Consider the following 25744-nt stretch of genomic DNA (forward strand, 5'->3'; position numbering starts at 1 on the left):
TAAGCAAGGCGCGCTTTTTTGCATTAGATGTGTTCTTCTACATATTCCGCCGATACTGGCCCCCAACCTCAAACAGCGCGTTCGTAATCTGGCCCAGCGAGCAATACTTCACCGTTTCCATCAGCTCGGCAAATAGATTCCCGTTGGCCACGGCGATTTGCTGGAGCTGCTTGAGGCGCGCCGGGGCCTGGTCGGCGTTGCGCTGGTGCAGCAGCTGGAGCATATCGATTTGGTACTGCTTTTCCTCCTCCGTGGCGCGGATGACTTCGGCCGGCACCACCGTGGGCGAGCCCTTCGACGAGAGGAAGGTATTTACCCCGATGATGGGGTACTCGCCGGTGTGCTTCAGCATCTCGTAGTGCATGCTTTCCTCCTGGATTTTGCCGCGCTGGTACATGGTTTCCATGGCCCCGAGCACGCCGCCGCGCTCCGTGATGCGGTCGAATTCGAGCAGCACTGCCTCTTCTACCAGCTCCGTCAGCTCCTCGATGATGAAGGAGCCTTGCAGCGGATTTTCGTTCTTGGCCAGCCCCAGCTCGCGGTTGATGATGAGCTGAATGGCCATGGCCCGGCGCACCGATTCCTCGGTGGGCGTGGTGATGGCCTCGTCGTAGGCGTTGGTGTGCAGCGAGTTGCAGTTGTCGTAGATGGCGTACAGGGCCTGCAGCGTGGTGCGGATGTCGTTGAAGTCGATTTCCTGGGCGTGCAGGCTGCGGCCCGAGGTCTGGATGTGGTACTTCAGCATCTGGCTGCGGGCGTCGGCGCCGTACTTCAGCTTCATGGCCTTGGCCCAGATGCGGCGCGCCACCCGCCCAATCACGGCGTACTCCGGGTCGATGCCGTTGGAGAAGAAGAAGCTCAGGTTCGGCGCGAAGTCGTTCACGCTCATGCCCCGGCTCACGTAGTATTCCACGAACGTGAAGCCGTTGCTCAGCGTAAGGGCCAATTGGGTGATGGGGTTGGCCCCGGCCTCGGCAATGTGGTAGCCCGAAATCGACACCGAGTAGAAATTCCGCACCTTCTCCGTGATGAAGTACTGCTGCACGTCGCCCATCAGGCGCAGGGCAAACTCGGTGCTGAAAATGCAGGTATTCTGGGCCTGGTCTTCCTTCAGGATGTCGGCCTGCACGGTGCCGCGCACCTGCGTCAGGGTCTTAGCCTTGATGTTGGCGTACACGTCGGCGGGCAGCACCTGGTCGCCGGTCACGCCCAGCAGGCGCAGGCCCAGGCCGTCGTTTCCGGCCGGCAATTCGCCCTGGTAGCGGGGGCGGGCCTGGCCCAGCGCCGCGTAAATTGCGTCGATTTTAGCGTCCGTTTCCGTTTCCAGGCCGTTTTCCTGAATGTAGAACTCGCACTGCTGGTCGATGGCCGCGTTCATGAAAAACGCCGCCAGCGTGGCTGCTGGGCCGTTGATGGTCATTGAAACCGACGTGCTGGGGTTGGCCAGGTTGAAGCCCGAGTAGAGCTTCTTGGCATCGTCGAGGCAGGCAATGCTCACGCCCGCATTGCCGATTTTACCATAGATATCGGGCCGCAAATCAGGGTCTTCGCCGTAGAGCGTCACCGAGTCGAAGGCCGTGCTCAGGCGCTTGGCGGGCAGGCCCATGCTCACGTAGTGGAAGCGGCGGTTGGTGCGCTCCGGCCCGCCCTCGCCGGCAAACATGCGCGTCGGGTCTTCGCCTTCGCGCTTGAAGGGGAACACGCCGGCCGTGTAGGGGAATTCGCCGGGGAAGTTTTCCTGCATGGCCCAGCGCAGGCGGTCGCCCCAGCCGGTGTAGCGCGGCACCGATACCTTGGGTATCATATTGCCCGACAGTGACTTGGTGTGCGTCTGTACCCGAATTTCCTTACCCCGCACCGAATACACGTACTCCGGGTCGCGGTAGTTTTGCAGCGTGGCTTCCCAGTTTTCCAGAATGGCCTGGCTGTCGGCATCGAGGCGGCGGAGCTGGGTTTGCTTGTTCTTGCTGAACTCCTCCACGGTGCCGGCCGGGCTGACTTTGTCGGCGCCGTAGTGCTCTTCGAGCTTGGCAAACGCGCCGGCTACTTCCGCAATGTTGGCCTGCTCGCGCACGCGCTGGTCGTAGGCGCGGTTGGTCTCGGCAATCTCGGAGAGGTAGCGGGTGCGGTGCGGTGGGATGATGTAAATCTTCTCTGAGTCCTCGCCGCTGGTTTCCAAGTGCGAGGCGAAGGTGGCCCCGGTTTTAGTTTCCAGCATCTTCAGCACCGCGCGGTAGAGGCGGTTCATGCCCGGGTCGTTGAACTGCGAGGCAATGGTGCCGAATACCGGCATCTGGTCGGTAGGGGTGTCCCACAGGCCGTGGTTGCGCTGGTACTGCTTGCGCACGTCGCGCAGCGCATCCAGCGCCCCGCGCTTGTCGAATTTGTTGAGCGCAATGACATCGGCGAAATCGAGCATGTCGATTTTCTCCAGCTGCGTGGCCGCGCCGTACTCCGGCGTCATCACGTACAGGCTGGCGTCGGAGTGCTCGATGATTTCGGTGTCGGACTGGCCGATGCCGGAAGTTTCGAGGATAATCAAATCGTAGTTGGCGGCCTTCACCACGTCCACGGCATCCTGCACGTATTTGCTGAGGGCCAGGTTGCTCTGGCGTGTAGCCAGGCTGCGCATGTACACCCGCGGCGAGTTGATGGCGTTCATCCGAATCCGGTCGCCGAGCAGCGCGCCGCCGGTCTTGCGCTTGCTGGGGTCCACGGATATAATGGCGATGGTCTTGTCGGGGAAATCCATCAGAAAGCGCCGCACCAACTCATCCACCAGCGAGGACTTGCCCGCGCCTCCCGTGCCCGTAATGCCTAAGATTGGTGCCTGATGCTTGGTGCCTAGTACTTGGTTCTGATTTTTCTCTTCCAACTGAAAATCGGAAACCAACTGCGACTTTACCCGCTCAAACTCTTCGGGAAAGTTCTCTGCGGCCGAAATCAAGCGGCCAATGCTGCGCGCGTCTTTCTCCTTAACGTGGCCGGCCTCACCGTTCAAATTTTGGCCCGTCGGAAAATCGGCCTGCTCCAGCAGGTTATTAATCATGCCTTGCAGGCCCATGGCGCGGCCGTCGTCGGGCGAGTAGATGCGGGTGATGCCGTAGCCCTGCAGCTCCGCAATTTCCGTGGGCAGAATCACGCCGCCGCCGCCGCCGAAGATTTTGATGTGGCCCGCGCCGCGCTCCTTTAGCAGGTCAAAAATGTACTTGAAATACTCGTTGTGCCCGCCCTGGTAGCTGGTAATGGCAATGGCCTGGGCATCTTCCTGAATGGCGCAATCCACGATTTCCTGCGCCGAGCGGTTGTGGCCGAGGTGAATTACCTCCGCGCCGCTGCTCTGGATAATGCGGCGCATGATGTTGATGGCCGCGTCGTGCCCGTCGAACAAAGCGGCGGCGGTAACGATGCGAACGTGATTCTTCGGTTTGTAGGGCGCGGTGGGAGCGGGGTGCATAATTAAGGAGTAGCGCGAACTCTCAGTCCGCGACCATAAGGGTGAAAAACGTAGACGAAGGTACGGGAAACGCCCCGGCGGGGTCGGCCGGGGCAAGTCTCCAGCCGGGTTAGCAGTATTCCGTTTGCAGATAGTCCAGAAACTCCGGCCACGTTCGGCCGACTACGGCCGGCGTTTCGGCATCGTGGCCAATAAAAGGTGTCTGCACGAAGTTGCTGGTGGTTTTAGCAATGGCAAATGCCTCACCGGCCCCATCCGAGCCAATGAGAAAATAGCCGGGATAATGCTCATTCGCACTATATTCGGCATTGAATGGCAGCAATTCATCGGCCTCAACCAAGTAGGCCCCGCCAAATTCATAGCCGCTGTCTGTGGTGAATAAATAGCCCAGATATTCTTTGGGAGGTACGAAGTCAAGGGTATCGACAAACGCTTGTTGGTAGGGGGGGAGCATACGGGCAGTAAGGGAAAAATTCAGCGGGCAAGGTACGAAAAAAGGCCCTGGCAACTTGCCAGGGCCTTTTCATGCCTGTGTCAGGCAGCCGCCTTACGCGGCGTCCAGTGCCTCGCGCAGCGCCTTGGCGGCGGCGGCGGGGTCGGCGGCGCCGTAGATGGCGCCACCGGCTACGGCTACGGCCACACCGGCCTGCTTCACGGCGGCAATGGTGTCGATGTTCACACCGCCCGCGATGGAAACGGGCACGCCGGCACGCTTGGCCTCATCGATGAGCACCTGGATGGAGTAGCCGGGCAGGGCCTGCTCGTCGAGGCCGGCGTGCAGCTCCACGAATTCCACGCCGAGCTTGCTCACTTCCTGCGCGCGCTTCACCCGGTCCTTCACGCCGATGGTATCCACCACCACGCCTTTGCCGTGCTCTTTGGCGGCCTTCACCGCGCCGATAATGGTGGCATCATCCACCGAGCCCAGAATGGTCACGAGGTCGGCACCCGCGCCGAAGGCCATGCCGGCTTCCAGCTCACCGGTGTCGGCGGTTTTGAAATCGGCAAACACCAGCTTGTCGGGGTGGGCAGCCTTCATGGCCTTGATAACGGCGAGGCCTTCGCTCTTGATGAGCGGGGTGCCCAGCTCGATGATGTCTACGTAGGGAGCCACTTTTGCTGCCAGCTCAAGGGCTTCTTTGGTGGTCAGGAGGTCGATTGCAACTTGTAATTTAGCCATGGTGAACGTCTGGTTTAATAGGTTGTTTAACAGGTGATTGAAAGGAAATTGAATAGTTATTCGAGGTTGGCGTGACGTTTCCAGAGCTCCGGGGCGGGCGTGCCGTCCAGGGTCCACAGCGTTTGGAAAAGGGCATCGGTGAGCAGCAGTACCGCCTGCTCGAACAGGCTGCCCGCGTACTGTTGCGAGAGGCTGCCGCCGTGGTCCTGCTTCTGGGCTGCGGGCACCAGCACGACCAAATCGGCCAGCGTGGCCAGCGGCGACTCCGCCGTGGTGGAAATGGCGGCCACCCGGGCTCCGGCGGCTACGGCCTTCTCCGCCGCCTTCACAATGGTGCTGGTGGTACCCGAGCCCGAGCCGGCCAGCAGCAGGTCGCCGGCCCCGATGGCGGGGGTAGTGGTTTCGCCCACCACAAACACCCTAAGGCCCAGGTGCATCAGGCGCATGGCGGCGGCCTGCAGCGCCAGGCCGGTGCGCCCTGCGCCCACCACAAAAACCCGTTCGGCCTGCCGAATGAGCGGGACGAGGGCGGCGGCGGCCGTCCAGTCGATGCGCTCGGCGAGCTGCTGGTTTTCGGTGATGAGCAGCTGCAGGTTCTGCTTCAGGTCCTGGCTCAGCTGCTCGGCTTGGGGTTCGCTCATCGGAGTTGTTTGGCTACTTTTTGGCGTGGATAATCCGCAGGTTCGGCGGTCCGGAAAGGGTAGCACAAAGGTAGAGTTGCCCCAAAACGAGGGTTTGCAGAATCATAGCAATTCATAGCCCTGCCCTGTCAGTATCCTATCAAATGCCGGTTTTGCCCATCGGAATTGCTCCGTAGTGGAGCAAAAGGCGTTGTCGGCCCTTACTCTACCCTACTATTTTTCAGGTACAAAAACGGGGCAGCCCGACCTTTGGGGTTCCTACACGCTCAACCCGTTCTGCCCCGTGAAGCAACACTTCGCTGCCAAAATTACGACGCTTTTGCAACAGGCCCCGTTTGTGGGCCACTTATCTCGCCAAAAGTTTGTGGGCCAGTTCATTCTTGGCCTGATAAAGAGCCGCAACGTGCAATTTGGCGAAGTGGCCCAGCACCTCAACGACGCCGCTAAGCCCGCCTCGAACGAAACGCGCATTCAGGACTTTTTCCGCGAAGTCGACCTCAATTACATGCTGGTGGCCAGGCTTTTGCTTAGTTTATTGCCTGCGCAGGGCAAGCTGCGTTTGTGCCTGGACCGCACGGAGTGGGACTTCGGCCAGTGCCAGGTCAACGTGCTGCTCGTCACCGTCGGCACGGGCGAGGTCCACGTGCCGCTCTACTGGCAGCTGCTCGACAACCGCAGCGGCAACTCCAACGCCGCCGACCGCATCGCGGTGCTCGAAAAGTGCGTGGCTTTGCTGGGGAAAGACCGCATCGGCCTGGTCGTGGGCGACCGGGAATTTGTCGGCCATGCGTGGTTCAAGTGGCTCAAAGACAACGGACTGAATTTTGTCATGCGCGTGCCCAAGCACCACTGCCTGACCCACGCCGACGGCCGCCGGCAGGCCGTGGCCGACCTGGGCCTGGTGCCGGGGCAGGTGCGCCGCTTCGCCCACGTACAGGTCGACGGGGTCTGGGGACAGGCCTGGGTCAAGGCCGTGGCGGCGGGCGAGTTCGTCTACCTGTTTGCCACGGCCGGTCTGAACCACCTCGCGCAACGCTACGCCAAGCGGTGGACGATTGAGCAGTGCTTCCAAAACCTGAAAGGCCGGGGTTTCAACCTGGAAGCCACCCACTTGCGCTGCTTGCAAAAGCTGCGCAAACTCGTGGCCCTCGTCAGCCTGGCCTACGCCTTCTGCCTGGGCGTGGGCGCAGCCGCCCACGGCGGCCGCCACCCCATTGCCCGCAAGAAGCACGGCTACCGGGCCGCGAGCCTGGCTCGTCACGGCCTCAACCTCCTCCGCCAACTCACCCGTCCGCTAACCCGGCCCGATGACCCGTTGGCCCGCCTGGTTGAAACGCTGCTAAACTGCACTACGAGACAACTTGCTCGAAATCAACTACTAAAAATAGTAGGGTAGAGTAGTCGGCCCTTATGTCGTTTCGAAGCTGCCTGGTAGGTCGGCTGCAGTCGACTTGCGAAGCAGCTTCTTCATCAAAGCAGCAGCCATTCGGGCCGCTCAGCTGTTAGCGTCCGTCTTAGCCGATACCAATATTCATGCTGCCAACCCACCTGCTGCCCGACATTCCGCTCACCCACTCGTCGGACCTGACGACCCTCATTGACCACCGCCGGGTGCAAACCCTGGAAAAGTACGAGCTGAGCATCCTCGAAACACTGGTGCCCGGCGACCAGGTGGCGCAGTCCTTCAGCGACCTGGTGCTCACTAACATGCTGCGCGGCAAGAAGGTGATGCACCTGCTCGACCAGCAGGCCTTCCACTACCTGCCCGGCAACACGATGGTGGTGCCGCCCAATCTGAAGATGATGATTGACTTTCCCGAGGCGTCGGACGAAAACCCGACGCAGTGCGTGGCCCTGGCCATCGACCGGCTGCAAATCATCGACACGGTGAACTACCTGAACGAGTTTTACCCCAAAACCGAGGACAGCTGGAGTTTCAGCTTCACGAATTACCACTTCTATAACAACGAAGAGATTACGGCCCTCATCTACAAGCTGGTCCGCATCGGGTTCGATAACTCGCAGAACAAGGATATTCTGGCCGACTTTGCCGTGAAAGAGCTGCTACTCCGCCTCATGCAGCTGCAAAGTCTGCACGCTATCGAAAGCAACGTGGCGGTGCTGGCCACCTCCAACCGCTTTGCCTACACCCTGAGCTACATCCGGGAAAACATTGCCGAGAAGCTCAGCATCGAGGACCTGAGCGCCCAGGCCTACATGAGCAAGCCCAATTTCTTCCGCGCCTTCAAGCAGGAGTTCGGCCTCTCGCCCATGGATTACATCATCAAGGAGCGCATGCGCGTGGCCAAGCGCTGCCTTCGCAACCCCACCCTCAGCATCACCGACATCTGCTTCAAAGCCGGCTTCAACAACCCGGCCTATTTCACCCGCATGTTCCGGCAACTCGAAGGCATGACGCCTACCGAATACCGCACGCTGGCCCTGGCCTGAGCCGCTGGCCCGCCGGTTGGCGTGTGTTAACACCAGTTTTTAAACCGGCAGGGCAGGACCTGCCATTCGTTACGCAGTTATCGTTTAGCCAAACGTCAGCGGTGGGCTTAGGGCCAGGCGCCAGGTCAAGGCCACGACAATGGTCACTCCCACCAGGCCCCAGGCCACGCGCGTGGCCTGGGGGCGCTTCACAGTTTCGGAAAATACTTCGTTGAGGCAGCCCAGGGCCAGCGGGGTCACCAGCAGGCCCATCATGGCCAGGTGCAGTGTTTCCTGCACGGTGAGGTAGGGCACTTTGGCGAGGGCAATGAAGATTCCTCCGGCCACCCAGGGCACGATGAGCGTGCTCACCACCATGAGCCGGCGGTTGGCGTAGCGCATCACCGTGTGCGAGTCGTGGGCCTGCAGGAAGGCAATGGCCCCGAAATAGCCCAGGCCCAGCTGCACCAGTCCGGCCAGCAGCGCCAGCAGCACGTTCATCACATTGCCCAGGCGTAGGAGCCAGTCGGGCACGTACCAGAAGCCCGATTGCGTGAACGTATCGGCCAGCAAAGCCCCGAATACGGCGTTGCAGGCGTGGAAAGCCACCCACAGCAGCAATAGCTTAAACTGCCCCCGTCGCGCCCGCTCGCCCCGCCAATACCAGCGAAATGCCACCAGCCCCAGCACGAGGCACACCACCGGCCCGCTGCCGTATACCCCAACGATGGCCGTGCGCCACCACTCGTTATCGGCCAGGGTATAGCGCACGTCGCTGGGGTCCCAGATTCCGTGTAGCTGGAAGTGGTGCGACACGGCCACCTTGGCCGCCTGGTGCAGGCCCCACACAAAATAATAGGCCAGCACATACAGGGCTGTGCCGTTGGCGGCCACGATGTAAAACTTGCGAGGGTCGGTTTTGAGGGAAGTAGTAGCAGTTTCCGGGTGCATGGGCAGCTTTACTGACGCGGGCAAAATTGGGGAATCAGCAAAACTAAGCTGCTGGGCTGCAATTGCGCAGCCGCACTCCGCTGCCCGGCTAAATAAGCCCCGGCCAGGACCGAAAAAGCCGCCTGGTGCCCACCGCAGGCAGCGGGCCGCAATAACTAAAATCATGGCAATATATGATAGTTGTCACGGCATTGAAGGGGGCGCCGGGTGCATCTTGCAGTAGTCAGAAAACCTACGGGTAATTCTGTTTTACTGGCCTTTAACGCCCCCTGTTATGGTTACGCCCTCGCTGTTTTTTTCCCTGCTACTGGTGCTTGGCCTGCTGGCCATTGGCCTGCGTCGTGGTACCCCGGCCCGCTCCGGTGCCTATTGAGAGGCTATGCGAGCAGGCGGACAGCTGGCAAAAAAGCCGGCAGCCCGCCTGCTCGCATAGCTGGTAATCCATTTGCCCTTTTCCTATCTCTTCGCCATGAAAAGTCCCCCCGCAACGATTAGCACGGAAGAGCATTTGGCCGATGCCGACATCACGGCGGCCATCGAGCTGTTGTTTATGCTCAAGAAAGGCGTCACGTCGCACCTGGTGGAGGTGGCCACGCACGAAGGCATTGTGGTGCTTAGCGGCTTCACCGACAACCTGCTGGCGCGGGAGCGGGCGGCCGAAGTGGCCAAAGCCGTGCGCGGCGTGCGCGGCGTGGTAAACGAGCTGGCCATTCGCACCCCCGATGTGCCCAGTGCCGAGCTGCAGCGCCGGGTAGTGCGGGCCTTGCAAAACGACCCCGCCGTACGCCGCTACCACGTACACAGCTACGCCAGCGACGGCGAAATCGTGCTGCAGGGCACTGTTCAGACCTGGGCCGAAGAGCTGCTGGTGCTGCGGGCCCTGCGCGGCGTGCCCGGCGTGCGCCATGTGCACAACCGCCTGTTGGTGCGCGGCGGCCCGGAAACGGCCGCCGATGAGGACATCGCCGCCCACATTCGCAATTGTCTGGCCTGGGACCTGCGCGTGAAAAGCCCGCTCGTGAATATCGTCGTCGACCACGGCGTGGTACACCTGAGCGGCACCGTGGGCACGGCGGCCGAGTTCGACCACGTGCTGGCCACCGCCTACCGGGCCGGGGCCACCAGCGTGGAGGCCGCGCAGCTACAGGTAGCCCCGTGGGCATTGGATAAGGCGCTACGCCACCAGCGGTTTGCTCCGAAACCGGACGAAGCCGTGGCCCAGGCCGTGCGCGATGCCTTGCGCTACGACCCGCGCTGCCAGCCCGATGCGCCCACCGTGCAGGTTGAGCAGGGCACCGTGACCCTGACCGGCACGGTGGGCAACTTGCGCGCCCGCCGCGCCGCCGGCCAGGATGCCCGCAATGTATTGGGTGTGAAGGAGGTGTGCAACCTGCTGCAAGTAAGCCCCGCCGCGCCCGTAGCCGATGATGTGATGGAGCACCAGGTGAGAGAGGCCCTGGCCGCCGATGCCTACCTGGCCGGCTACGACTTGCAGGTGAGCGGCCACCACGGCCGGGTGCAGGTGGGCGGCGCGGTCGATTCGCATTTCGACCAGCAGCGCACGGCGGAAGTGGCCAGCGGCATCAACGGCGTAGTGGCCCTGGAAAACCACGTGCGGGTGGTTCCGGGGCGGGCGCAACCCGACGATGAAGACGATGATGCGGCCGACCTCACCGGCCCCGCCGCCGACCTGGCCCTGGAGCAGCGCATCCGGCTGCATTTCTACTGGTCGGCGCTGCTGCACGACCAGGAAATTGAGGTGCGTGTGGCCAACGGCCGTGCCACCCTCACCGGCCCCGTGGATACGTGGCTGGAGCGCCAGCGCGCCGCCACCGATGCCCGCGACTGCGGAGCCCGCGAGGTAAACAACCACTTACGGCCGCTGCACTGAAGGCTGCTGACCAATTATCAACCGATAAATATAAGCGTATGATGACATGACTATGACTTGCTAATCAACGTACTATCAAACCCGTTTCAAATCATGTCGCCGCCAATCCCAATCCCAATCTCTGCTTTTTCATTCACTGTGCAGTCCCCTCACCCCACCGAATCGCCCACCGCCGGCAGCCCCGCTACGTCCAGCTACCCGGTCCCGGAGCGCTACCGCGAGCCCCGTCCCCTGACCGAAATCGACTATGGCCTCGACGATACGCTGACCGAAGCGGCCGGCATGGCCCGCAATCCGGGCGCGCTGGGCGCTTACGCCGGCTCTTTTTAAGCCGATAAATCCGGTGGTGATGAAGCTGCCCGGGAAGTTGAATTTTTGCCGTTTATCATTTTGAGCAAGCGCAGGACGACCAGCTTTTTGGCTCCCTGAACAGCTTCAATAACCCATCCCGCAATGAAAGCGCCCCGGCAACTCTCCTTTATTGTCCTGACCAGCGTTTATTCCGAGGCGCAGCGCGCCGTGCTGTATGCCGACGAGCTGGCCGGCGGCGTAGGGGCCCACCTGCTGCTGCTGCACGCCAACCACGGCTCCTTCTGCGACCCCCATATTTTTACCGGAGAAAGCTGGCGGCCGCAGGAGCTGGCCGATGCGCCCGGCATTAAGGCCCGGCTGACCCAGCTGGCCGGGCAGCTCCGCGCCCCGGCTACGGTGGCGCTCCTCCCGCACCTGCTGCCGGCGGCGGCCCGGGCCCTCACCCGGCAGCACCGCCCGGCGCTGGTGGTGGTGGAGCGGCCCGCCGCCGATGCCGCCCCCCCCGACCAGGTGAGCCTGATGCTGCTGGAGCTGCTGCGTGCCGTGCAGCTGCCCCTGCTGCTGGTGCCCCATACGACCGCCCCCGCCCCGCCCCAGCGCGTGCTGATAGCCGCCGACAGCGAGCCCTTTGCGCTGCCCCCAGCCATTAATGGGGTGAAGCGGCTGCTGCACCAGCTGGCCCCTCACGTCACCATCGTGCACATATCGGGCACCGAAGCCGATGAAAACTATGCCCGGGCCAAGCACGCCGTGGAGCTTAGCGGCCTGACCACGGGCCTGCCCGATGTAGCGTCGCGCGGCTACCAGTATGCCCGCCCGGCCGATGGCATTCTGGCCGCCATCCACGATGTGGGGGCCGACCTCGTGCTGCTGCTGGCCCGCCCGCGGAGCTACCTCGGCGAGGTGTTCCCGCACAGCGTGACGGCCGAAGTGCTGCGCCGTAGCCCCGTGCCCGTGCTCATCGTGCCCGCCGCCGAATCCACGGCGGCTCCCCGCCACGAGGCCCACCACGCGGCCGATAATATCCTGGTCTAGCGGTTGGTGGTGGCGGCCCGCCTCGGCAACGGCAGCGGCATCTGGCCCTGGCTGGGCCTAGTCGTAAAGGGTCGAAATCTCGATTAGCCGCTTAATATCCAGGATGGTGATGCTGCTGCCTTTGGTGCTGAGCACGCCTTCCGCCTTCAGCTCGGCCATGAACCGGCTCACGGTTTCGCGCACGGTGCCCACCAGCGCGGCCAGGTCTTCGCGCGAAATCGTGAAGCTGGGCGGGCCATCGGCCGGTTGCTGGTAGGTGCGCAGCAGCAGCAGCAGGGCCTCTGCCAGGCGCTCGCGCACGGGCTTGTAGGCCAGGTGCAGCATGCGTTCCTCGGTTTCGGCCAGCTCGTTGGCCATCAGCTTCATCAGTGAGAAAGCAAAGCCCGGATTGTGCTCGATGAGCTGAAAAAACACCGATTTGGGAATAAAGCACACCTCGGCCTCGTCGAGGGCCAGGGCATTGGCGGCGTGGCCAGTGCCGGCCAGCAGTCCCCGATAGCCCAGAATGTTGCCGTCTCTGGCCAGCCGGATGATTTGCTCCTTGCCATCGCCGCCCACTTTCGTCACCTTCACATGGCCCGAGTTGATGCTGTAGAGCCCCGCCGCGTGGTCGCCTTCCCGAAACAATACCTGCCCGCGCTGATAATGATGAGTCGTTTTCGCGGCCTCAATTAGTGCCATGTGCTGGTTGCTGGCCAGTAGGGCATCGGCCCAGTGGCGGCAATCCGGGGGGGGATGTGGGACAAATGAATTCACGATACCGGCTAATAATTATTAATGCAATATATATATATATAATTTTAATAATAATTATAAAACTTCGATGGTTTCCCGCCTGCCACCAAGCCAGTGGCACCCCACGTTCCCCGCTGCTAAGCACTAATTTGGGCCCTGGTCAGCGCCTCAGGCACATCGGGAAATATTTGGGCTGATAAACCCCGGCACGGCTGCGGCCCGTTACTTTGTTACGCCGGAAAATATTGGGTCTTGGTTTTCAATCGGTTGCTGAAGCTATTCACATATACATGTATGGGGTGTAGAGACGCGAAGTGTCGTGTCTCTACTCTACCCTACTATTTTTATTGTTTGATTTCGAGCAAGTTGTCTCGTAATCCAGTTCAGTAGCGTTTCAACTAGGCGGGCTAACGGGTCATCGGGCCGGATTAGCGGGCGGGTAAGTTGGCGGAGGAGGTTGAGGCCGTGACGAGCCAGGCTCGCGGCCCGGTAGCCGTGCTTCTTGCGGGCAATGGGGTGGCGGCCGCCGTGGGCGGCTGCGCCCACGCCCAGGCAGAAGGCGTAGGCCAGGCTGACGAGGGCCACGAGTTTGCGCAGCTTTTGCAAGCAGCGCAAGTGGGTGGCTTCCAGGTTGAAACCCCGGCCTTTCAGGTTTTGGAAGCACTGCTCAATCGTCCACCGCTTGGCGTAGCGTTGCGCGAGGTGGTTCAGACCGGCCGTGGCAAACAGGTAGACGAACTCGCCCGCCGCCACGGCCTTGACCCAGGCCTGTCCCCAGACCCCGTCGACCTGTACGTGGGCGAAGCGGCGCACCTGCCCCGGCACCAGGCCCAGGTCGGCCACGGCCTGCCGGCGGCCGTCGGCGTGGGTCAGGCAGTGGTGCTTGGGCACGCGCATGACAAAATTCAGTCCGTTGTCTTTGAGCCACTTGAACTACGCATGGCCGACAAATTCCCGGTCGCCCACGACCAGGCCGATGCGGTCTTTCCCCAGCAAAGCCACGCACTTTTCGAGCACCGCGATGCGGTCGGCGGCGTTGGAGTTGCCGCTGCGGTTGTCGAGCAGCTGCCAGTAGAGCGGCACGTGGACCTCGCCCGTGCCGACGGTGACGAGCAGCACGTTGACCTGGCACTGGCCGAAGTCCCACTCCGTGCGGTCCAGGCACAAACGCAGCTTGCCCTGCGCAGGCAACAAACTAAGCAAAAGCCTGGCCACCAGCACGTAATTGAGGTCGACTTCGCGGAAAAAGTCCTGAATGCGCGTTTCGTTCGAGGCGGGCTTAGCGGCGTCGTTGAGGTGCTGGGCCACTTCGCTAAATTGCACGTTGCGGCTCTTTATCAGGCCAAGAATGAACTGGCCCACAAACTTTTGGCGAGATAAGTGGCCCACAAACGGGGCCTGTTGCAAAAGCGTCGTAATTTTGGCAGCGAAGTGTTGCTTCACGGGGCAGAACGGGTTTTTGGTGGTTGGAACCCCAAAGGTCGGGCTGCCCCGTTTTTATGCCCTAAAATTTAGTAGGGTAGAGTATCGTGTCTCTACACCCCATACATGCTAAAAAACGGCTCAGAAGCGTTCAGCCAGCAACAAAATCACCGAAGGCCCTACACAGCTACCGCTACTCCCGTTGCCCGGCCAGGGTGGTGCCCGGGGGCTGGTTTTCTGCCGCGTCCTTCCGCTAGCGCAGGCTGGTCTGAACGCTGCGCTGGGTGGCGGCCTGCATGGCCAGCAGCTGTCGGCGCAGGGTAGCATCCTGGCCATATACGTCGGGGTAGAAGCGCAGCTGACCCGCCACCACCGCGCAGGTGGCGTAGCGCACGTGCAGCGGCAGGGGGCGCTTCAGAAAGATGGTGCGCGGCTGCGGATTGGCGGTGCACTGGGCTTCGGTGGGCAGCGCGGCGCTGGTGCTGTCGGGCCCCAGCAGGTAGGCCGCCAGGTGCATGGGGCGCGCCAGCTTCATGCAGCCTTCCTCCAGCGCCCGGTAGGCGTGCGCAAACTGGCCGGGCTCGGGGGCATCGCTGAGGTACAGGTCGTAGGGGTTCGGAAATCGAAAGATGATGTTGCCCAGCAGGTTGCCGCAGCCCGGGCTTTGGCGAATGGTGTAAGGGAAGTTCGTCACCGTAACGCGCTGCCAGTTCACGGTGGCCGGGTTCACGGCTTTGCCTTGGGCATCGAAGAGCCGGTAGTTGTTGTTGGCCAAGAAATCCTGCTCCGGCGCGTAGCGGGCATTGGCCTTCAGGTAGGGCAGAATGTGGCGCACTGCTACGCCGTGGGGCACGTTCCACTCGGGCGCAATCGTGAAAGACGTAACCCGACTGTTCAGCGTAGGAGTGGGCCGGTCGGGCCGCCCAATTATAATCCGCTGGCTGAGCTGCACGCGGCCCTTGCGCACCACTTCTAGCTGATAAGCTGGCAGGTTCACCAGCAGGTATTCGCTGCCGGGAATGGCTTCCCAGCGCCACCGCTCCAGCGTCAGGGCCATTTGCTGGCTGCGCCGGCTGTGGGCCGGGGCATCTTTACCAGTGGCGGGCTGCCGCCGCCAGCGTGCCAGCGCCTGCTGAAGCTCCTGGTACTCGCGCTGCGGCGGCTGGCAGCGCACCAGGGCCGCCGCAAAGCCCGGCGCAGCCAGCGCCCGGGCCACCCAGGCCGCCGGCTCAAACGGAGCCCCGGCTTTTTCCAGCGGCGAAGGCGTGAAGGCGTGCAGCTGCCCCCGCCGCAAATGCCGCGCAAACAGCACCACGCCATCGGTCAGCAATACGTCGAACCGGGCCTGCCGGGCCACCTGGCCCGCCGTGCCGGCCGGCTGCGCCAGCGAATCGGCCAGCACCTTCAGTAGGGGCACATGGTACATCGCCGGCGTCAGGCCGTAGTCGCCGGCCTGGGTCAGCAACGCCAGCGCCGCCCGGCCTTTCGGCCCGGCCCCGGCATCTGCGCACCAGGCTGCCGAGTGCTGGCGCTGGGTATAAAATGCCTGCACGGCTGGTTCATCGGCCAACGCCAGCGGTAAGGCCCGCTCGGCCGCCGGCACCGCCAGCAGGCGCTGGATGCGGCCGGTCAGCGAGTCGGCCGGGTAATTGGTTGCCGGGGCACGGGGCGCGGCCAGCCGGTCGGCGTTGGTCAGCCCGAAAAGAATGGCCGTCAGTGAAGCCGCCAGCAGCATGGACTTTAACGGGCGCATATTCAGGGGGGTAGGGTGAGGATGACCGCTGGTAAAGGTGGTGGGTCCGCCCCCGCAATGCTGTGATGAACGTCATAGCAAGGCATGAGATTTCTCATCTGGCCAGCCCGGCTGCCGCGATGCATTGCGCCGCGCAAAATCCGCGCTCCAAAACGAGTCCCGAAGCCGGCAGCTGCCCCGGAATTTGTCCCTCGCCAGGCCAAATCGTGCAGACTAGTTATTCTGGTCGTAATTTGCAGGCTCAAGCTAGTAAAACGGGTACTAGGGTAGCGGAAAGCCGGGCAACGGCCAGTCAGCTTCCCCGAGTTTCAACCGCCCCGCCAGCAGCCCAGCTTAAGAAATATCTGTGAAGAATATCCGCAACTTTTGCATCATTGCCCACATCGACCACGGTAAAAGTACCCTGGCCGACCGCCTGTTGGAATTCACCAGCACCGTGGCCAAGCGCGACATGCAGGCCCAGCTGCTCGACAACATGGACCTGGAGCGCGAGCGCGGCATCACCATCAAGAGCCACGCCATCCAGATGCAGTACCCCTACAAAGGGGAAATCTACACGCTGAATCTGATTGACACGCCCGGCCACGTCGACTTTAGCTACGAAGTAAGCCGCAGCATCGCCGCCTGCGAAGGCGCACTGCTGATTGTGGATGCTTCCCAAGGCATCGAAGCCCAGACGATTTCCAACCTCTACCTCGCCATCGGGGCCGATTTGGAAATCATCCCCGTACTCAACAAAATCGACCTCCCGCACGCCATGCCCGAGGAAGTGACCGACGAAATCGTGGACCTCATTGGCTGCGAGCCCGGCGATATTCTGCACGCTTCCGGCAAAACCGGCATCGGCATCGAAGCCATCCTCAATGCCATCTGCGACCGCATTCCGGCCCCGAAAGGCGACCCGGAAGCCCCCCTGCAAGCCCTGATTTTTGATTCCGTCTTCAATTCCTACCGCGGCATCGAAGTCTTGTTCCGCATCAAAAACGGCACCATGCGCAAAGGCGACAAGGTGAAGTTTATGGCCACGGGCAAAGAGTACGGCGCCGACGAAATTGGCATCCTGGGCCTGAACCAGGAGCCGCGCCAGGAAATGAGCGCCGGCAACGTGGGCTACCTCATCTCGGGCATCAAGGAAGCCCGCGAGGTGAAGGTAGGCGACACGATTACCCATGTGGCGCGGCCCACCACCGAAGTTATTAAGGGCTTTGCTGATGTGAAGCCGATGGTATTCGCCGGTATCTACCCCGTAGAAACCACCGAGTACGAGGAACTGCGCTCATGTATGGAGAAGCTGCAGCTCAACGATGCCTCGCTGGTCTGGGAACCCGAAACGTCGGTGGCCCTGGGCTTTGGCTTCCGTTGCGGCTTCCTGGGCATGCTGCACATGGAAATCGTGCAGGAACGCCTGGAGCGCGAGTTCAACATGACGGTCATCACCACCGTGCCCAGCGTGCAGTTCCACGCCATCGGCACCAAGGACCAGCTCCTGACCATCAACGCCCCGTCGGAAATGCCGGAGCCCAACCTGATTAAGCTCATTGAAGAGCCCTTCATCAAGGCGCAGATTATTACGGCGGCGGAGTATGTAGGCCCCATTATCACGCTGTGTATGGACAAGCGCGGTATCATCAAGGGCCAGTCCTACCTCACTTCCGAGCGGGTAGAGATGACCTTCGAGCTGCCGCTGTCCGAAATCGTATTTGATTTCTTCGACAAGCTCAAAACCATCAGCCGTGGCTATGCTTCGCTTGATTATGAGCTGATTGGCTTCCGCGAAGCCGACATGGTGAAGCTCGACGTGATGCTGAACGGCGAAAAGGTCGATGCCCTGTCGGCCATCGTGCACCGCTCCAAGAGCTACCAGTGGGGTAGCCGCCTCTGCGAAAAGCTGCGCGAGCTGCTGCCCCGCCAGATGTTCGACATCGCCATTCAGGCCTCGATTGGCCAGAAAATCATCGCCCGCGAAACCGTGAAGGCCCTGCGCAAAAACGTAATTGCTAAGTGCTACGGCGGCGACATTTCGCGGAAGCGCAAGCTGCTCGAAAAGCAGAAAGAAGGCAAGAAGCGGATGCGCTCCGTGGGTTCCGTCGAAATCCCGCAGGAAGCCTTTCTGGCAGTGCTTAAGATTGATTGATTTGAAAAGGCGGCTTTCGGGCCGCCTTTTTTATGCCTGTCATGCTGACGAAGGAAGCATCTTATCACGGCCGCTTTCGTCAGAATTGCTAACAACATGCGGTGCAAGGCGTGATAAGGTCCTTCGCTGTGCTCAGGATGACACATAATCCCCTTATGACTTCCGTAACAACCTCCAATCTCATCGACGGCAAGCAGACCGCCGAGGACATCAAAGCCGAAATCGCCATCGAAGTGGCCGCCCTGAAAGCCGCCGGCCAGAAGGTGCCGCACCTCGCCGCCATCCTCGTGGGCCACGACGGCGGCTCCGAAACCTACGTGCGCAACAAGGTGCTGGCCTGCGAGCGGGTCGGCTTTGCGTCCACGCTGCTGCGCTACGAAGATGATATTACCGAGGCCGACCTGCTGGCCAAAGTAGATGAGCTGAACCGCGACCCCGAGATTGACGGTTTCATTGTGCAGCTCCCGCTGCCGGCCCACATCAACCCCGAAAAGGTCATTGAAGCCATCCGCCCCGAGAAGGATGTCGATGGTTTTCACCCCATGAATATCGGCCGGATGGTGGCCGGTTTGCCGGCTCTGCTGCCCGCCACGCCCTCGGGCATTGTGGAGCTGCTGGCGCGCCAGGGTATCAAAACCAGCGGCAAGCACGCCGTGGTTATCGGTCGTTCCAATATCGTTGGTACTCCGGTTAGTATACTGCTGGCCAAGAACCTGGATACGGCTAACTGCACGGTTACTTTATGCCATTCGCGCACTCAAAACCTGGCTGAAATATGCCGGACGGCCGACATCGTGGTGGCCGCCATCGGCCGCCCCGAGTTCGTGACCGCCGACATGGTGCAGCCCGGCGCAGTGGTGATTGACGTGGGCACCACCCGCGTGCCCGACGCCAGCAAAAAAAGCGGCTATACCCTGAAGGGCGACGTGAACTTTGCCGAGGTGGCCCCGCTGGCTTCGGCCATCACGCCAGTGCCCGGCGGCGTGGGCCCCATGACCATCGCCATGCTTTTGCTGAACACGCTACGGGCCGCGAAGGGCGAAATATACCCGCACCCAGCCGGCTGATTTTTAGGAATATTTGGTTATAATTAGCTCCTGGCGTACTTTTAAAGTCCGGCCTTGGGAACGGCGTGTCCTATAGTTGGTGTTCGGGTTGCTTTGCTTCCTGAGGTTTTTTGTAATAATACCCGTGACGTTACTTACTTCTGAATTAATTGCATCTTCCGATGATGTGACGGCTGTGCCCGCCGGAACGCTGCTGCCCGTAATGGAGCAGTTCTATACCATTCAGGGCGAAGGGTATAACACCGGCCGGGCCGCCTATTTTATCCGGCTGGGCGGTTGCGACGTGGGCTGCGTATGGTGCGACGTGAAGGAATCGTGGGATGCCGACGCGCACCCCCGCCAGTCGGTAGCGCAGCTCGTAGAAGCCGTGCTGGCTTATCCCGGCCGCGATGTGGTCATTACTGGCGGCGAGCCGCTGATGCATAATCTGGAGCTCCTTACGGCCGCATTGCAGGCGGCTGGTTGCCGCACCTGGCTCGAAACCTCGGGCGCGCACCCGCTCTCCGGCACCTGGGACTGGGTGTGCCTTTCGCCCAAAAAATTCAAGGCCCCGCTGCCCGAAGTGTTGGCTGCTGCCCACGAATTGAAGGTAGTTGTATTTAATGGGCACGATTTTGCATGGGCTGAGGAACACGCGGCGTTGGTTCCGGCCACCACGCGCCTATACTTGCAGCCCGAGTGGAGCCGCGCCGCGCGCATGACGCCCGAGCTGGTTGACTACGTGAAGCAGCACCCGCGCTGGCAGGTGTCGCTCCAGACTCATAAATACCTCGACATTCCCTAGCTTACCGTATGCGTTGCATTTCAGTGTTGGGGGCCGTGCGCCTCGGAATGATGTGTCTGCTGGGCCTGGCCTCTGCCGAAATGGCCTGGGCGCAGCTACCGCCCAAAGTGCAGATGCCCACCAACACGAAGGCCCGCAGTCTACTCGAAAAAGCGCAGCAGCAAACCAAGGAACGGGACTTTGTCAAGGCCGTTGAGACCCTGAACCAGCTCAACCAGAAGTTCCCATCCTTCGGCGAAGCCTTCCTGCTGAAGGGCTCCCTGCTGAAAGCCATGGGCGACAACCGGGGGGCGCTGGCCGCCTATCGCGACGGCCTGTCCAAAGTAGCCCCCGAGCCGATTCATGCCTCCGAATACCAGCTGCTGGGCGACCTGGCCCTAAGCTACGGCGACTACCAGACTGCCCTCGATGCCTACCGGCAGCTGATGAAAGTGGCCCCCAAAGCTCAGAAAAACCTGGCCAAATCGCAGCGGCAGCTCCTCACCTGTGAGTTTGCGCTCGATGCCATGAAGCACCCCATGGGTGAAGCGCCGCTGCCGCTGCCCGCCCCGCTGAACAGCTTTAAGTTTCAGTATTTCCCGGCTCTTACGGCGGATAACCGGTTCCTGCTCTTCACGGGCCGGCCGGCGGCCAGCAGTGGCGAAGACCTGTACGTGAGCCGCCAGAACAAAGACGGCTCTATGGGCGCGCCCGTGCCGATTTCGCCGGCCATCAACTCCAGCTACAACGAAGGCGCGGGCTCGATTTCGGGCGATGGCAAAACGCTGGTTTTTGCGTCCTGTGACCGGCCCAAGGCCATTGGCAACTGCGACCTGTACATTTCGCGCCGCACCGGCAACAACTGGAGCCCGCCCATTAACCTGGGCCTCAACGTGAATTCTACGGAGTGGGACTCGCAACCCTCGCTCTCGGCCGACGGCCGAACGCTGTACTTCACCTCGACGCGGCGCGGCGGCCAGGGCCAGGAGGATATTTACGTGACCACCCTACAGCCCGATGGCAACTGGAGCCCCGCCCAAAACGTGGGCACGCCCGTGAACACCGCCGGTAAGGACATGGCCCCATTCATCCACGCCAGCGGCACCACGCTTTATTATGTTACCGATGGCCTGGTCGGCATGGGTGGCCTCGACGCTTTTCGGTGCGAAAAGCAGGGGGCCAGCAATTGGAGCAAACCCCGCAACCTGGGCTACCCACTCAATACCTTCGAGAACGAAGCCTCCCTTTTTATCACTTCCGACAACCAGAAGGGATTCTGCTCGCGCAGCCGGGCATCAGAGGAGCCGCCCGGGGGCTACCGGCTGTCGCGCGAGCGGCCGGTGGAGCTGTTCGGCTTTGCGGTGCCGCCGGCCGTGAAGGCCCGCGAAACCAGCACCTACACCCAGGGCCGCGTATTTGATGCCAACACCAAAAAGCCGCTCAAAGCAGAAGTAAAGCTCTACGACCTCGACACCGACGTGCTCACGCAGTTCGTGACTTCCGACCCCGAGTACGGCGACTACACGGTGGTGCTCAACGAAGGCCACCACTACGCCATGTACGCCGCGGCCGATAAATACCTGCTCAAAAGCCTCAGCTTCGACTATTCCAGCCAGCACCCGTTCAGTCCCACGGCGCTGGATATTTACCTTGAACCCGTGCGCGCCGGCCGCAGCGTGGTGTTGAATAATCTGTTTTTCGATACTAATAAGTACGACCTGAAGCCGCAGTCCCGCACCGAGCTCAACCGCCTGATTGAGTTCCTGCGGCAGTACCGCGACGTGCAGATTGAAGTATCCGGCTATACCGACAACGTAGGTGCCCCCGAGTCTAACATTCAGCTCTCGCAGCGCCGCGCCCAGGCAGTGGTTGAATACCTGTCTGACCACGGCATTTCCACCACCCGGCTGCGCTCCAAAGGCTACGGCGCAGGCCACCCCCTGGCCGCCAACGATACCGAAGACCATCGCCAGCTCAACCGCCGCATAGAACTGCACATTTTGTAAGGGCGGGGTTACCCATTCCGCGCATCAGTGCCACTGGGATGATTGTGGGCTGCCGGCTTTTTCGCCGGTAGCCCCCCTGTTCGGAGAGGTGCTTATGGCACGGTAGCCTTGATGGTGCTACCGTTGCTGCCCCAATTCGTCGCACCACACCATTCAAAGCCCGCACACCAGCCCGAAAATCACTCATTTACGGGTGCCATGGCTGCTGAAAAGCCACCGTACCCGCACAGGCCGGCCTGGATAGCAACTTAAACCAACAATTGAGAGAATAGCCCTACAAGGGCTTTTTACTTAAAGTAAGGCTTTAGGTCAGGTGAAATATAATTGCATTCGTAAGGAAAAATATATGGTTTGCCCACTGGTAATTTTTTTTCCGGCCTCAGCGACTGATTTTTTTAAATAAGCTATTTGACTGCAAATCAGATTGTTATTGAATAATATAAAAACCTTGAAATTAAAAAAGTGCCAGAAAAAGTATTTTTTATTCAAATTGATAATTTGTCTACGTTTGATGAGCCTAATTGCACTCCAGCAGGGCACTTGCCTTATCTCATCACCATAACCCCCACATTCCATGAAAAACTTATTCCTGGCTACTTGCTTTGCTGCGGGTGTTACCGTTACCCCAGTGGCTGTAGCCGGCCCCGGCGACGGCTCTTACTCATACGCCATGATGGCGCGGGCTACCACGCTCACCCGGGCGCTGGCGCAGCACGTACATTTCAACGAGGCCCAATACCTCTCGGTGAAGCAGCTGCACCTGAATATGCTCACCGAGCGGCGCGACCTGGAGATTATGCTCAACGGCGCAAGCGCGGAAGAGCTTGATAATCAGTTGTCCCAGGCCCAGCAGCGCTACGAAACCGAGCTGGCCGGCATCCTGCAGCCCCAGCAGCTGCTGGCTTACCAGAACCTCCGCACCAATTTTACCGCGCACCGCTTGAAATAGGGGAGGGCAACCTTCCCGGCCGGACACGAAAAAGCCCGCTCCATAGAGCGGGCTTTTTCGTGTCCGGCCGATTGGCCGGGACTAGCGGGCGGCAATGGCCGTGTAGTCGCGCTCCAGCTCGCCGGTGTAAATCTGGCGGGGACGGCCGATGGGCTCTTTGTTCTCGCGCATTTCTTTCCACTGGGCAATCCAGCCGGGCAGGCGGCCCAGGGCAAACATCACGGTGAACATCTCGGTGGGGATGCCCAGCGCTTTGTAGATGATGCCGGAGTAGAAGTCTACGTTCGGGTACAGCTTGCGCTCGATGAAGTAGTCGTCGGTGAGGGCGGCCTGCTCCAGCTCCTGCGCGATTTTCAGCAGCGGGCTGTCCTGCATGCCGAGGGCCTGCAATACTTCGTCGGCGGCTACTTTGATGATTTTGGCACGCGGGTCGAAGTTCTTGTACACGCGGTGGCCAAAACCCATGAGGCGGAACGGGTCGTTCTTGTCCTTGGCTTTGTTGATGAACTTGCTGGTGTCGCCGCTGTCTTTTTCGATGGCTTCCAGCATTTCCACAACTTCCTGGTTGGCACCGCCGTGCAGCGGACCCCACAGGGCGTTGATGCCGGCCGAAACCGAGCCGTAGAGGCTGGCGTTGGCCGAGCCCACGAGGCGCACCGTGCTGGTGGAGCAGTTCTGCTCGTGGTCGGCGTGCAGGATGAGCAGCTTGTTGAGGGCGCTCACCACGACGGGGTTGATTTCATACTTCTCGGTGGGGAAGCTGAACATCATGTAGAGGAAGTTGGCGCAATAGTCCATGTCGTTGCGCGGGTAGTTCAACGGATGACCCATGTTGTTCTTATAGGTCCAGGCCGCGATGGTCGGCATCTTCGCCAGCAGGCGAATGATGTTGAGCTCCATCTCCTCGGGGCTGAGGTCGGGCGACACGCTCTGCGGATAGAAGCCGGTGAGGGCGCAGATGAGCGACGAGAGGATGGCCATGGGGTGCGTAGCCGACGGGAAACCGTCGAAAATCTTCCGCATGTCCTCGTGTACCAGCGTGTGCTTGGTGATTTGGCCGTTGAAGTGCGCCAACTCAGCCTCCGTGGGCAGCGCACCATAAATCAGCAGGTAGGCCACTTCCAGGAAGCTCGACTTTTCGGCCAGCTGCTCAATGGGATAGCCGCGGTAGCGGAGGATGCCTTCCTCACCGTCGAGGAACGTGATGGCGCTTTTGGTAGCGCCGGTGTTTTTGTAGCCCGAATCGAGGGTGACATAGCCGGTCTGGTCGCGCAGCTTGCCAATGTCAAATGCCTTTTCGTGTTCGGTGCCTTCGATAACGGGCAAGGTGATGGACTTGCCGTCGAGGATGAGTTCAGCAGTTTCTGCCATGGGCGGGAGGGGTGTGAGGGAAATAGAGTGCGAAACTAAGCCATACGGGTTAAGCCGGGAAATTTTCTCGGCTTAGTACGAACATTCATTACAACTAAAAGGACCGTGAGGTTTCGATAAACGACCCTAAAAAGTGCGCAGAAGCCGCCTGGCAACCTTTGCATTGATTTCGGGCGGGACATTGAGAGGAAAAGCAGTAAAAAAAATTATTTACCGATGCAGAACTGGGTGAAAATGCTCGTGAGCAAGTCTTCGGATGAAATTTCGCCGGTGATTTCGCCCAGCGCCGCCAGGGCATGGCGCAGGTCGGCGGCCAGCAGTTCGGTGCCAAAGCCGGTATCGAGGCCGGTTTGTACGGCGGCGAGGTGGGCGGCGGCGGTTTCGAGGGCGCGGGCGTGGCGCACGTTGGTGACGATGGTAGCCGAAGCGTTGTTTTCGAGCGCCGAGCCGCGCACCTGCTTCAATAGGGCCGTTTGGAGGGCTTCGAGGCCCTGGTTTTGCGCGGCGGCCAGCAGCACCAGCGGAATGGGTTGGGCGTGGTCGGCGGGGCTGGCCCGAAACGCTGTTTCGAAAGCCGCCAGGGCTTCGGCCGACGCCAGGTCGGTTTTATTGCCCACGGCCAGCACGGGCAATTGCAGCCCGGTGGTGAGCTCCTGGATTTCGGCGCGCACTGCTGCTGGGGTTAGCTCCGCCAAATCGAACAGATAGAGCAGCAGCGAGGCCTGGCGCACGCGCTCCCGGGTGCGGGCCACGCCAATGGCTTCCACTTCGTCGGCCGTATTGTCGCGCAGACCGGCCGTGTCCACGAAGCGGAAACGCAGGCCGTCGATGCTCACCTCATCCTCAATAAAGTCGCGGGTGGTGCCGGGAATGGCCGACACAATTGCCCGTTCCTCGCGCAGCAGTGCGTTGAGCAGGGTGGATTTGCCGGCGTTGGGCCGGCCGGCGATGACGGTGGTAATGCCGTTTTTGATGACGTTGCCCAACTCAAACGAGCGCAACAGGCCCCGCACCACGCCGCGCACTTCGGCCAGCAGCGCGGCCAGGCCGGTGCGGTCGGCAAATTCCACGTCTTCTTCGCCAAAGTCGAGCTCCAGCTCCAGCAGCGCGGCGAATTTGATGAGGCGGGCCCGTAGCTCGCGCAGCTCCTGCGAGAAGCCGCCGCGCAGCTGGTTCAACGCTACTTTGTGGCTCAAGGCGGAGTCGGCGGCGATGAGGTCGGCCACGGCTTCGGCCTGGGCCAGGTCCATGGCCCCGCTCAGGAAGGCGCGCTTCGTGAACTCGCCGGCTTCGGCCAGGCGGACGCCGTGGCGCAGGAGCAGGGCCAGCACCTGGCGCACCACGTAGTCGGAGCCGTGGCAGCTGATTTCGACCACATCTTCGCGGGTGAAAGACTTTGGGGCGCGGAAGAGCCCGACCACTACTTCGTCGAGGATTTCGCTGCCGTTGGGGTCGCGCAGGGTGCCGTAGTGCAGAGTATTGCCGGCTGCTTCGGCGAAGCTTTTTTTAGAAAACACGGTCGCCGTAATGGCCACGGCCGCCGGCCCGGACAGGCGGATAACGGCCAGCGCACCCGCGCCCGGCGGCGTGGACAGCGCCACGATGGTATCGGAGAAAATGGTCTGAGCCACGGATTTTTCGGTTTAG

General features: G+C 61.1%; 20 protein-coding genes and 1 pseudogene. 10 read left to right on the forward strand and 11 right to left on the reverse strand.

The features are described from left to right. Positions 1 to 37: 37 nt before the first annotated feature. The 4 genes from KQ661_RS12830 to hxlB form a co-directional block, all read right to left on the reverse strand. Positions 38 to 3457: a methylmalonyl-CoA mutase family protein gene (locus KQ661_RS12830; RefSeq protein WP_216727214.1), complete on the reverse strand. Its 3420-nt coding sequence runs from the start codon at positions 3455 to 3457 to the stop codon at positions 38 to 40. A 109-nt stretch (positions 3458 to 3566) separates the two neighbouring features. Next, the gene (locus KQ661_RS12835; protein WP_216688718.1) at positions 3567 to 3911 is read right to left on the reverse strand and encodes a hypothetical protein; all 345 of its coding nucleotides are present in this window, start codon (positions 3909 to 3911) and stop codon (positions 3567 to 3569) included. Between the two features lie 93 nt (positions 3912 to 4004). After that, on the reverse strand, positions 4005 to 4637 hold the full coding sequence (gene hxlA / locus KQ661_RS12840; RefSeq protein ID WP_216688719.1) for a 3-hexulose-6-phosphate synthase: 633 nt from the start codon (positions 4635 to 4637) through the stop codon (positions 4005 to 4007). Positions 4638 to 4693: 56 nt separating this feature from the next. Further along, complete coding sequence (gene hxlB, locus KQ661_RS12845; protein WP_216688720.1) at positions 4694 to 5278, reverse strand: 6-phospho-3-hexuloisomerase; 585 nt, start codon at positions 5276 to 5278, stop codon at positions 4694 to 4696. A 283-nt stretch (positions 5279 to 5561) separates the two neighbouring features. Between hxlB and KQ661_RS12850 the strand changes: the two genes are divergently transcribed. Both KQ661_RS12850 and KQ661_RS12855 read left to right on the forward strand, forming a co-directional pair. Continuing rightward, entirely contained in the window at positions 5562 to 6674 is a 1113-nt protein-coding gene (locus KQ661_RS12850; RefSeq protein WP_216727215.1) for an IS4 family transposase, read from the forward strand. 137 nt (positions 6675 to 6811) lie between these two features. Further along, positions 6812 to 7729, forward strand: coding sequence for an AraC family transcriptional regulator (locus tag KQ661_RS12855; RefSeq protein ID WP_216688721.1), 918 nt, complete (start codon positions 6812 to 6814; stop codon positions 7727 to 7729). Positions 7730 to 7813: 84 nt separating this feature from the next. Here KQ661_RS12855 and KQ661_RS12860 read toward each other — a convergent pair whose 3' ends face one another. Beyond that, entirely contained in the window at positions 7814 to 8659 is an 846-nt protein-coding gene (locus KQ661_RS12860) for a hypothetical protein (RefSeq protein WP_216727216.1), read from the reverse strand. A gap of 469 nt (positions 8660 to 9128) precedes the next feature. Here KQ661_RS12860 and KQ661_RS12865 point away from each other — a divergent pair, with 469 nt between their 5' ends. The 3 genes from KQ661_RS12865 (at position 9129) to KQ661_RS12875 (ending at position 11897) form a co-directional block, all read left to right on the forward strand. Then, positions 9129 to 10550: a BON domain-containing protein gene (locus KQ661_RS12865; RefSeq protein WP_216727217.1), complete on the forward strand. Its 1422-nt coding sequence runs from the start codon at positions 9129 to 9131 to the stop codon at positions 10548 to 10550. Between the two features lie 138 nt (positions 10551 to 10688). After that, positions 10689 to 10880 (forward strand): hypothetical protein, encoded by a 192-nt coding sequence (locus KQ661_RS12870; RefSeq protein WP_216727218.1) that lies wholly within the window; start codon positions 10689 to 10691, stop codon positions 10878 to 10880. 123 nt (positions 10881 to 11003) lie between these two features. Beyond that, positions 11004 to 11897: a universal stress protein gene (locus tag KQ661_RS12875; protein ID WP_216727219.1), complete on the forward strand. Its 894-nt coding sequence runs from the start codon at positions 11004 to 11006 to the stop codon at positions 11895 to 11897. A 57-nt stretch (positions 11898 to 11954) separates the two neighbouring features. On the opposite strand, the gene KQ661_RS12880 is transcribed toward KQ661_RS12875, so the two are convergent. From KQ661_RS12880 to KQ661_RS12895, 4 genes and pseudogenes are all read right to left on the reverse strand, one after another. After that, positions 11955 to 12653, reverse strand: a complete 699-nt coding sequence (locus KQ661_RS12880; protein ID WP_168672799.1) for a Crp/Fnr family transcriptional regulator — start codon at positions 12651 to 12653, stop codon at positions 11955 to 11957. A gap of 309 nt (positions 12654 to 12962) precedes the next feature. After that, positions 12963 to 13550: pseudogene (locus tag KQ661_RS12885) on the reverse strand (transposase); the annotation flags it as partial. Positions 13551 to 13565: 15 nt separating this feature from the next. Then, positions 13566 to 14075, reverse strand: coding sequence for a hypothetical protein (locus KQ661_RS12890; protein ID WP_216727221.1), 510 nt, complete (start codon positions 14073 to 14075; stop codon positions 13566 to 13568). A 232-nt stretch (positions 14076 to 14307) separates the two neighbouring features. After that, positions 14308 to 15807 carry a L,D-transpeptidase scaffold domain-containing protein gene (locus KQ661_RS12895; RefSeq protein WP_216727222.1) on the reverse strand — a complete coding sequence of 500 codons (1500 nt, stop codon included), beginning with the start codon at positions 15805 to 15807 and terminating at the stop codon, positions 14308 to 14310. A 346-nt stretch (positions 15808 to 16153) separates the two neighbouring features. On the opposite strand from KQ661_RS12895, the gene lepA reads away from it, so the two are divergent. The 5 genes from lepA to KQ661_RS12920 all read left to right on the forward strand — a co-directional run bounded on the left by lepA (position 16154) and on the right by KQ661_RS12920 (position 22726). Next, positions 16154 to 17941 carry a translation elongation factor 4 gene (lepA, locus tag KQ661_RS12900; RefSeq protein ID WP_216688727.1) on the forward strand — a complete coding sequence of 596 codons (1788 nt, stop codon included), beginning with the start codon at positions 16154 to 16156 and terminating at the stop codon, positions 17939 to 17941. 155 nt (positions 17942 to 18096) lie between these two features. Continuing rightward, a complete protein-coding gene (locus KQ661_RS12905) occupies positions 18097 to 19008 on the forward strand; it encodes a bifunctional 5,10-methylenetetrahydrofolate dehydrogenase/5,10-methenyltetrahydrofolate cyclohydrolase (RefSeq protein ID WP_216688728.1) in 912 nt (303 codons plus the stop codon). Positions 19009 to 19210: 202 nt separating this feature from the next. Continuing rightward, entirely contained in the window at positions 19211 to 19792 is a 582-nt protein-coding gene (locus tag KQ661_RS12910; protein ID WP_216690687.1) for a 7-carboxy-7-deazaguanine synthase QueE, read from the forward strand. Between the two features lie 8 nt (positions 19793 to 19800). Further along, entirely contained in the window at positions 19801 to 21777 is a 1977-nt protein-coding gene (locus tag KQ661_RS12915) for an OmpA family protein (protein ID WP_235726972.1), read from the forward strand. 574 nt (positions 21778 to 22351) lie between these two features. After that, on the forward strand, positions 22352 to 22726 hold the full coding sequence (locus KQ661_RS12920) for a hypothetical protein (protein WP_216727223.1): 375 nt from the start codon (positions 22352 to 22354) through the stop codon (positions 22724 to 22726). 81 nt (positions 22727 to 22807) lie between these two features. On the opposite strand, the gene KQ661_RS12925 is transcribed toward KQ661_RS12920, so the two are convergent. Together KQ661_RS12925 and mnmE are read right to left on the reverse strand one after the other, a co-directional pair. Beyond that, positions 22808 to 24097, reverse strand: a complete 1290-nt coding sequence (locus KQ661_RS12925) for a citrate synthase (protein ID WP_216688730.1) — start codon at positions 24095 to 24097, stop codon at positions 22808 to 22810. A 206-nt stretch (positions 24098 to 24303) separates the two neighbouring features. Next, the gene (mnmE, locus tag KQ661_RS12930; protein ID WP_216727224.1) at positions 24304 to 25728 is read right to left on the reverse strand and encodes a tRNA uridine-5-carboxymethylaminomethyl(34) synthesis GTPase MnmE; all 1425 of its coding nucleotides are present in this window, start codon (positions 25726 to 25728) and stop codon (positions 24304 to 24306) included. Between the last annotated feature and the right edge of the window lie 16 nt (positions 25729 to 25744).

The sequence above is a fragment of the Hymenobacter siberiensis genome, assembly GCF_018967845.1.
Classification (GTDB): domain Bacteria; phylum Bacteroidota; class Bacteroidia; order Cytophagales; family Hymenobacteraceae; genus Hymenobacter; species Hymenobacter siberiensis.

Coding starts and splice junctions, on each gene's coding strand:
- KQ661_RS12830 (WP_216727214.1), bottom strand. CDS start 3,457: ATGCACCCCGCTCCCACCGCGCCCTACAAACCGAAGAATCACGTTCGC.
- KQ661_RS12835 (WP_216688718.1), bottom strand. CDS start 3,911: ATGCTCCCCCCCTACCAACAAGCGTTTGTCGATACCCTTGACTTCGTA.
- hxlA (WP_216688719.1), bottom strand. CDS start 4,637: ATGGCTAAATTACAAGTTGCAATCGACCTCCTGACCACCAAAGAAGCC.
- hxlB (WP_216688720.1), bottom strand. CDS start 5,278: ATGAGCGAACCCCAAGCCGAGCAGCTGAGCCAGGACCTGAAGCAGAAC.
- KQ661_RS12855 (WP_216688721.1), top strand. CDS start 6,812: ATGCTGCCAACCCACCTGCTGCCCGACATTCCGCTCACCCACTCGTCG.
- KQ661_RS12860 (WP_216727216.1), bottom strand. CDS start 8,659: ATGCACCCGGAAACTGCTACTACTTCCCTCAAAACCGACCCTCGCAAG.
- KQ661_RS12865 (WP_216727217.1), top strand. CDS start 9,129: ATGAAAAGTCCCCCCGCAACGATTAGCACGGAAGAGCATTTGGCCGAT.
- KQ661_RS12875 (WP_216727219.1), top strand. CDS start 11,004: ATGAAAGCGCCCCGGCAACTCTCCTTTATTGTCCTGACCAGCGTTTAT.
- KQ661_RS12895 (WP_216727222.1), bottom strand. CDS start 15,807: ATGCGCCCGTTAAAGTCCATGCTGCTGGCGGCTTCACTGACGGCCATT.
- KQ661_RS12905 (WP_216688728.1), top strand. CDS start 18,097: ATGACTTCCGTAACAACCTCCAATCTCATCGACGGCAAGCAGACCGCC.
- KQ661_RS12910 (WP_216690687.1), top strand. CDS start 19,211: ATGGAGCAGTTCTATACCATTCAGGGCGAAGGGTATAACACCGGCCGG.
- KQ661_RS12915 (WP_235726972.1), top strand. CDS start 19,801: ATGCGTTGCATTTCAGTGTTGGGGGCCGTGCGCCTCGGAATGATGTGT.
- KQ661_RS12920 (WP_216727223.1), top strand. CDS start 22,352: ATGAAAAACTTATTCCTGGCTACTTGCTTTGCTGCGGGTGTTACCGTT.
- KQ661_RS12925 (WP_216688730.1), bottom strand. CDS start 24,097: ATGGCAGAAACTGCTGAACTCATCCTCGACGGCAAGTCCATCACCTTG.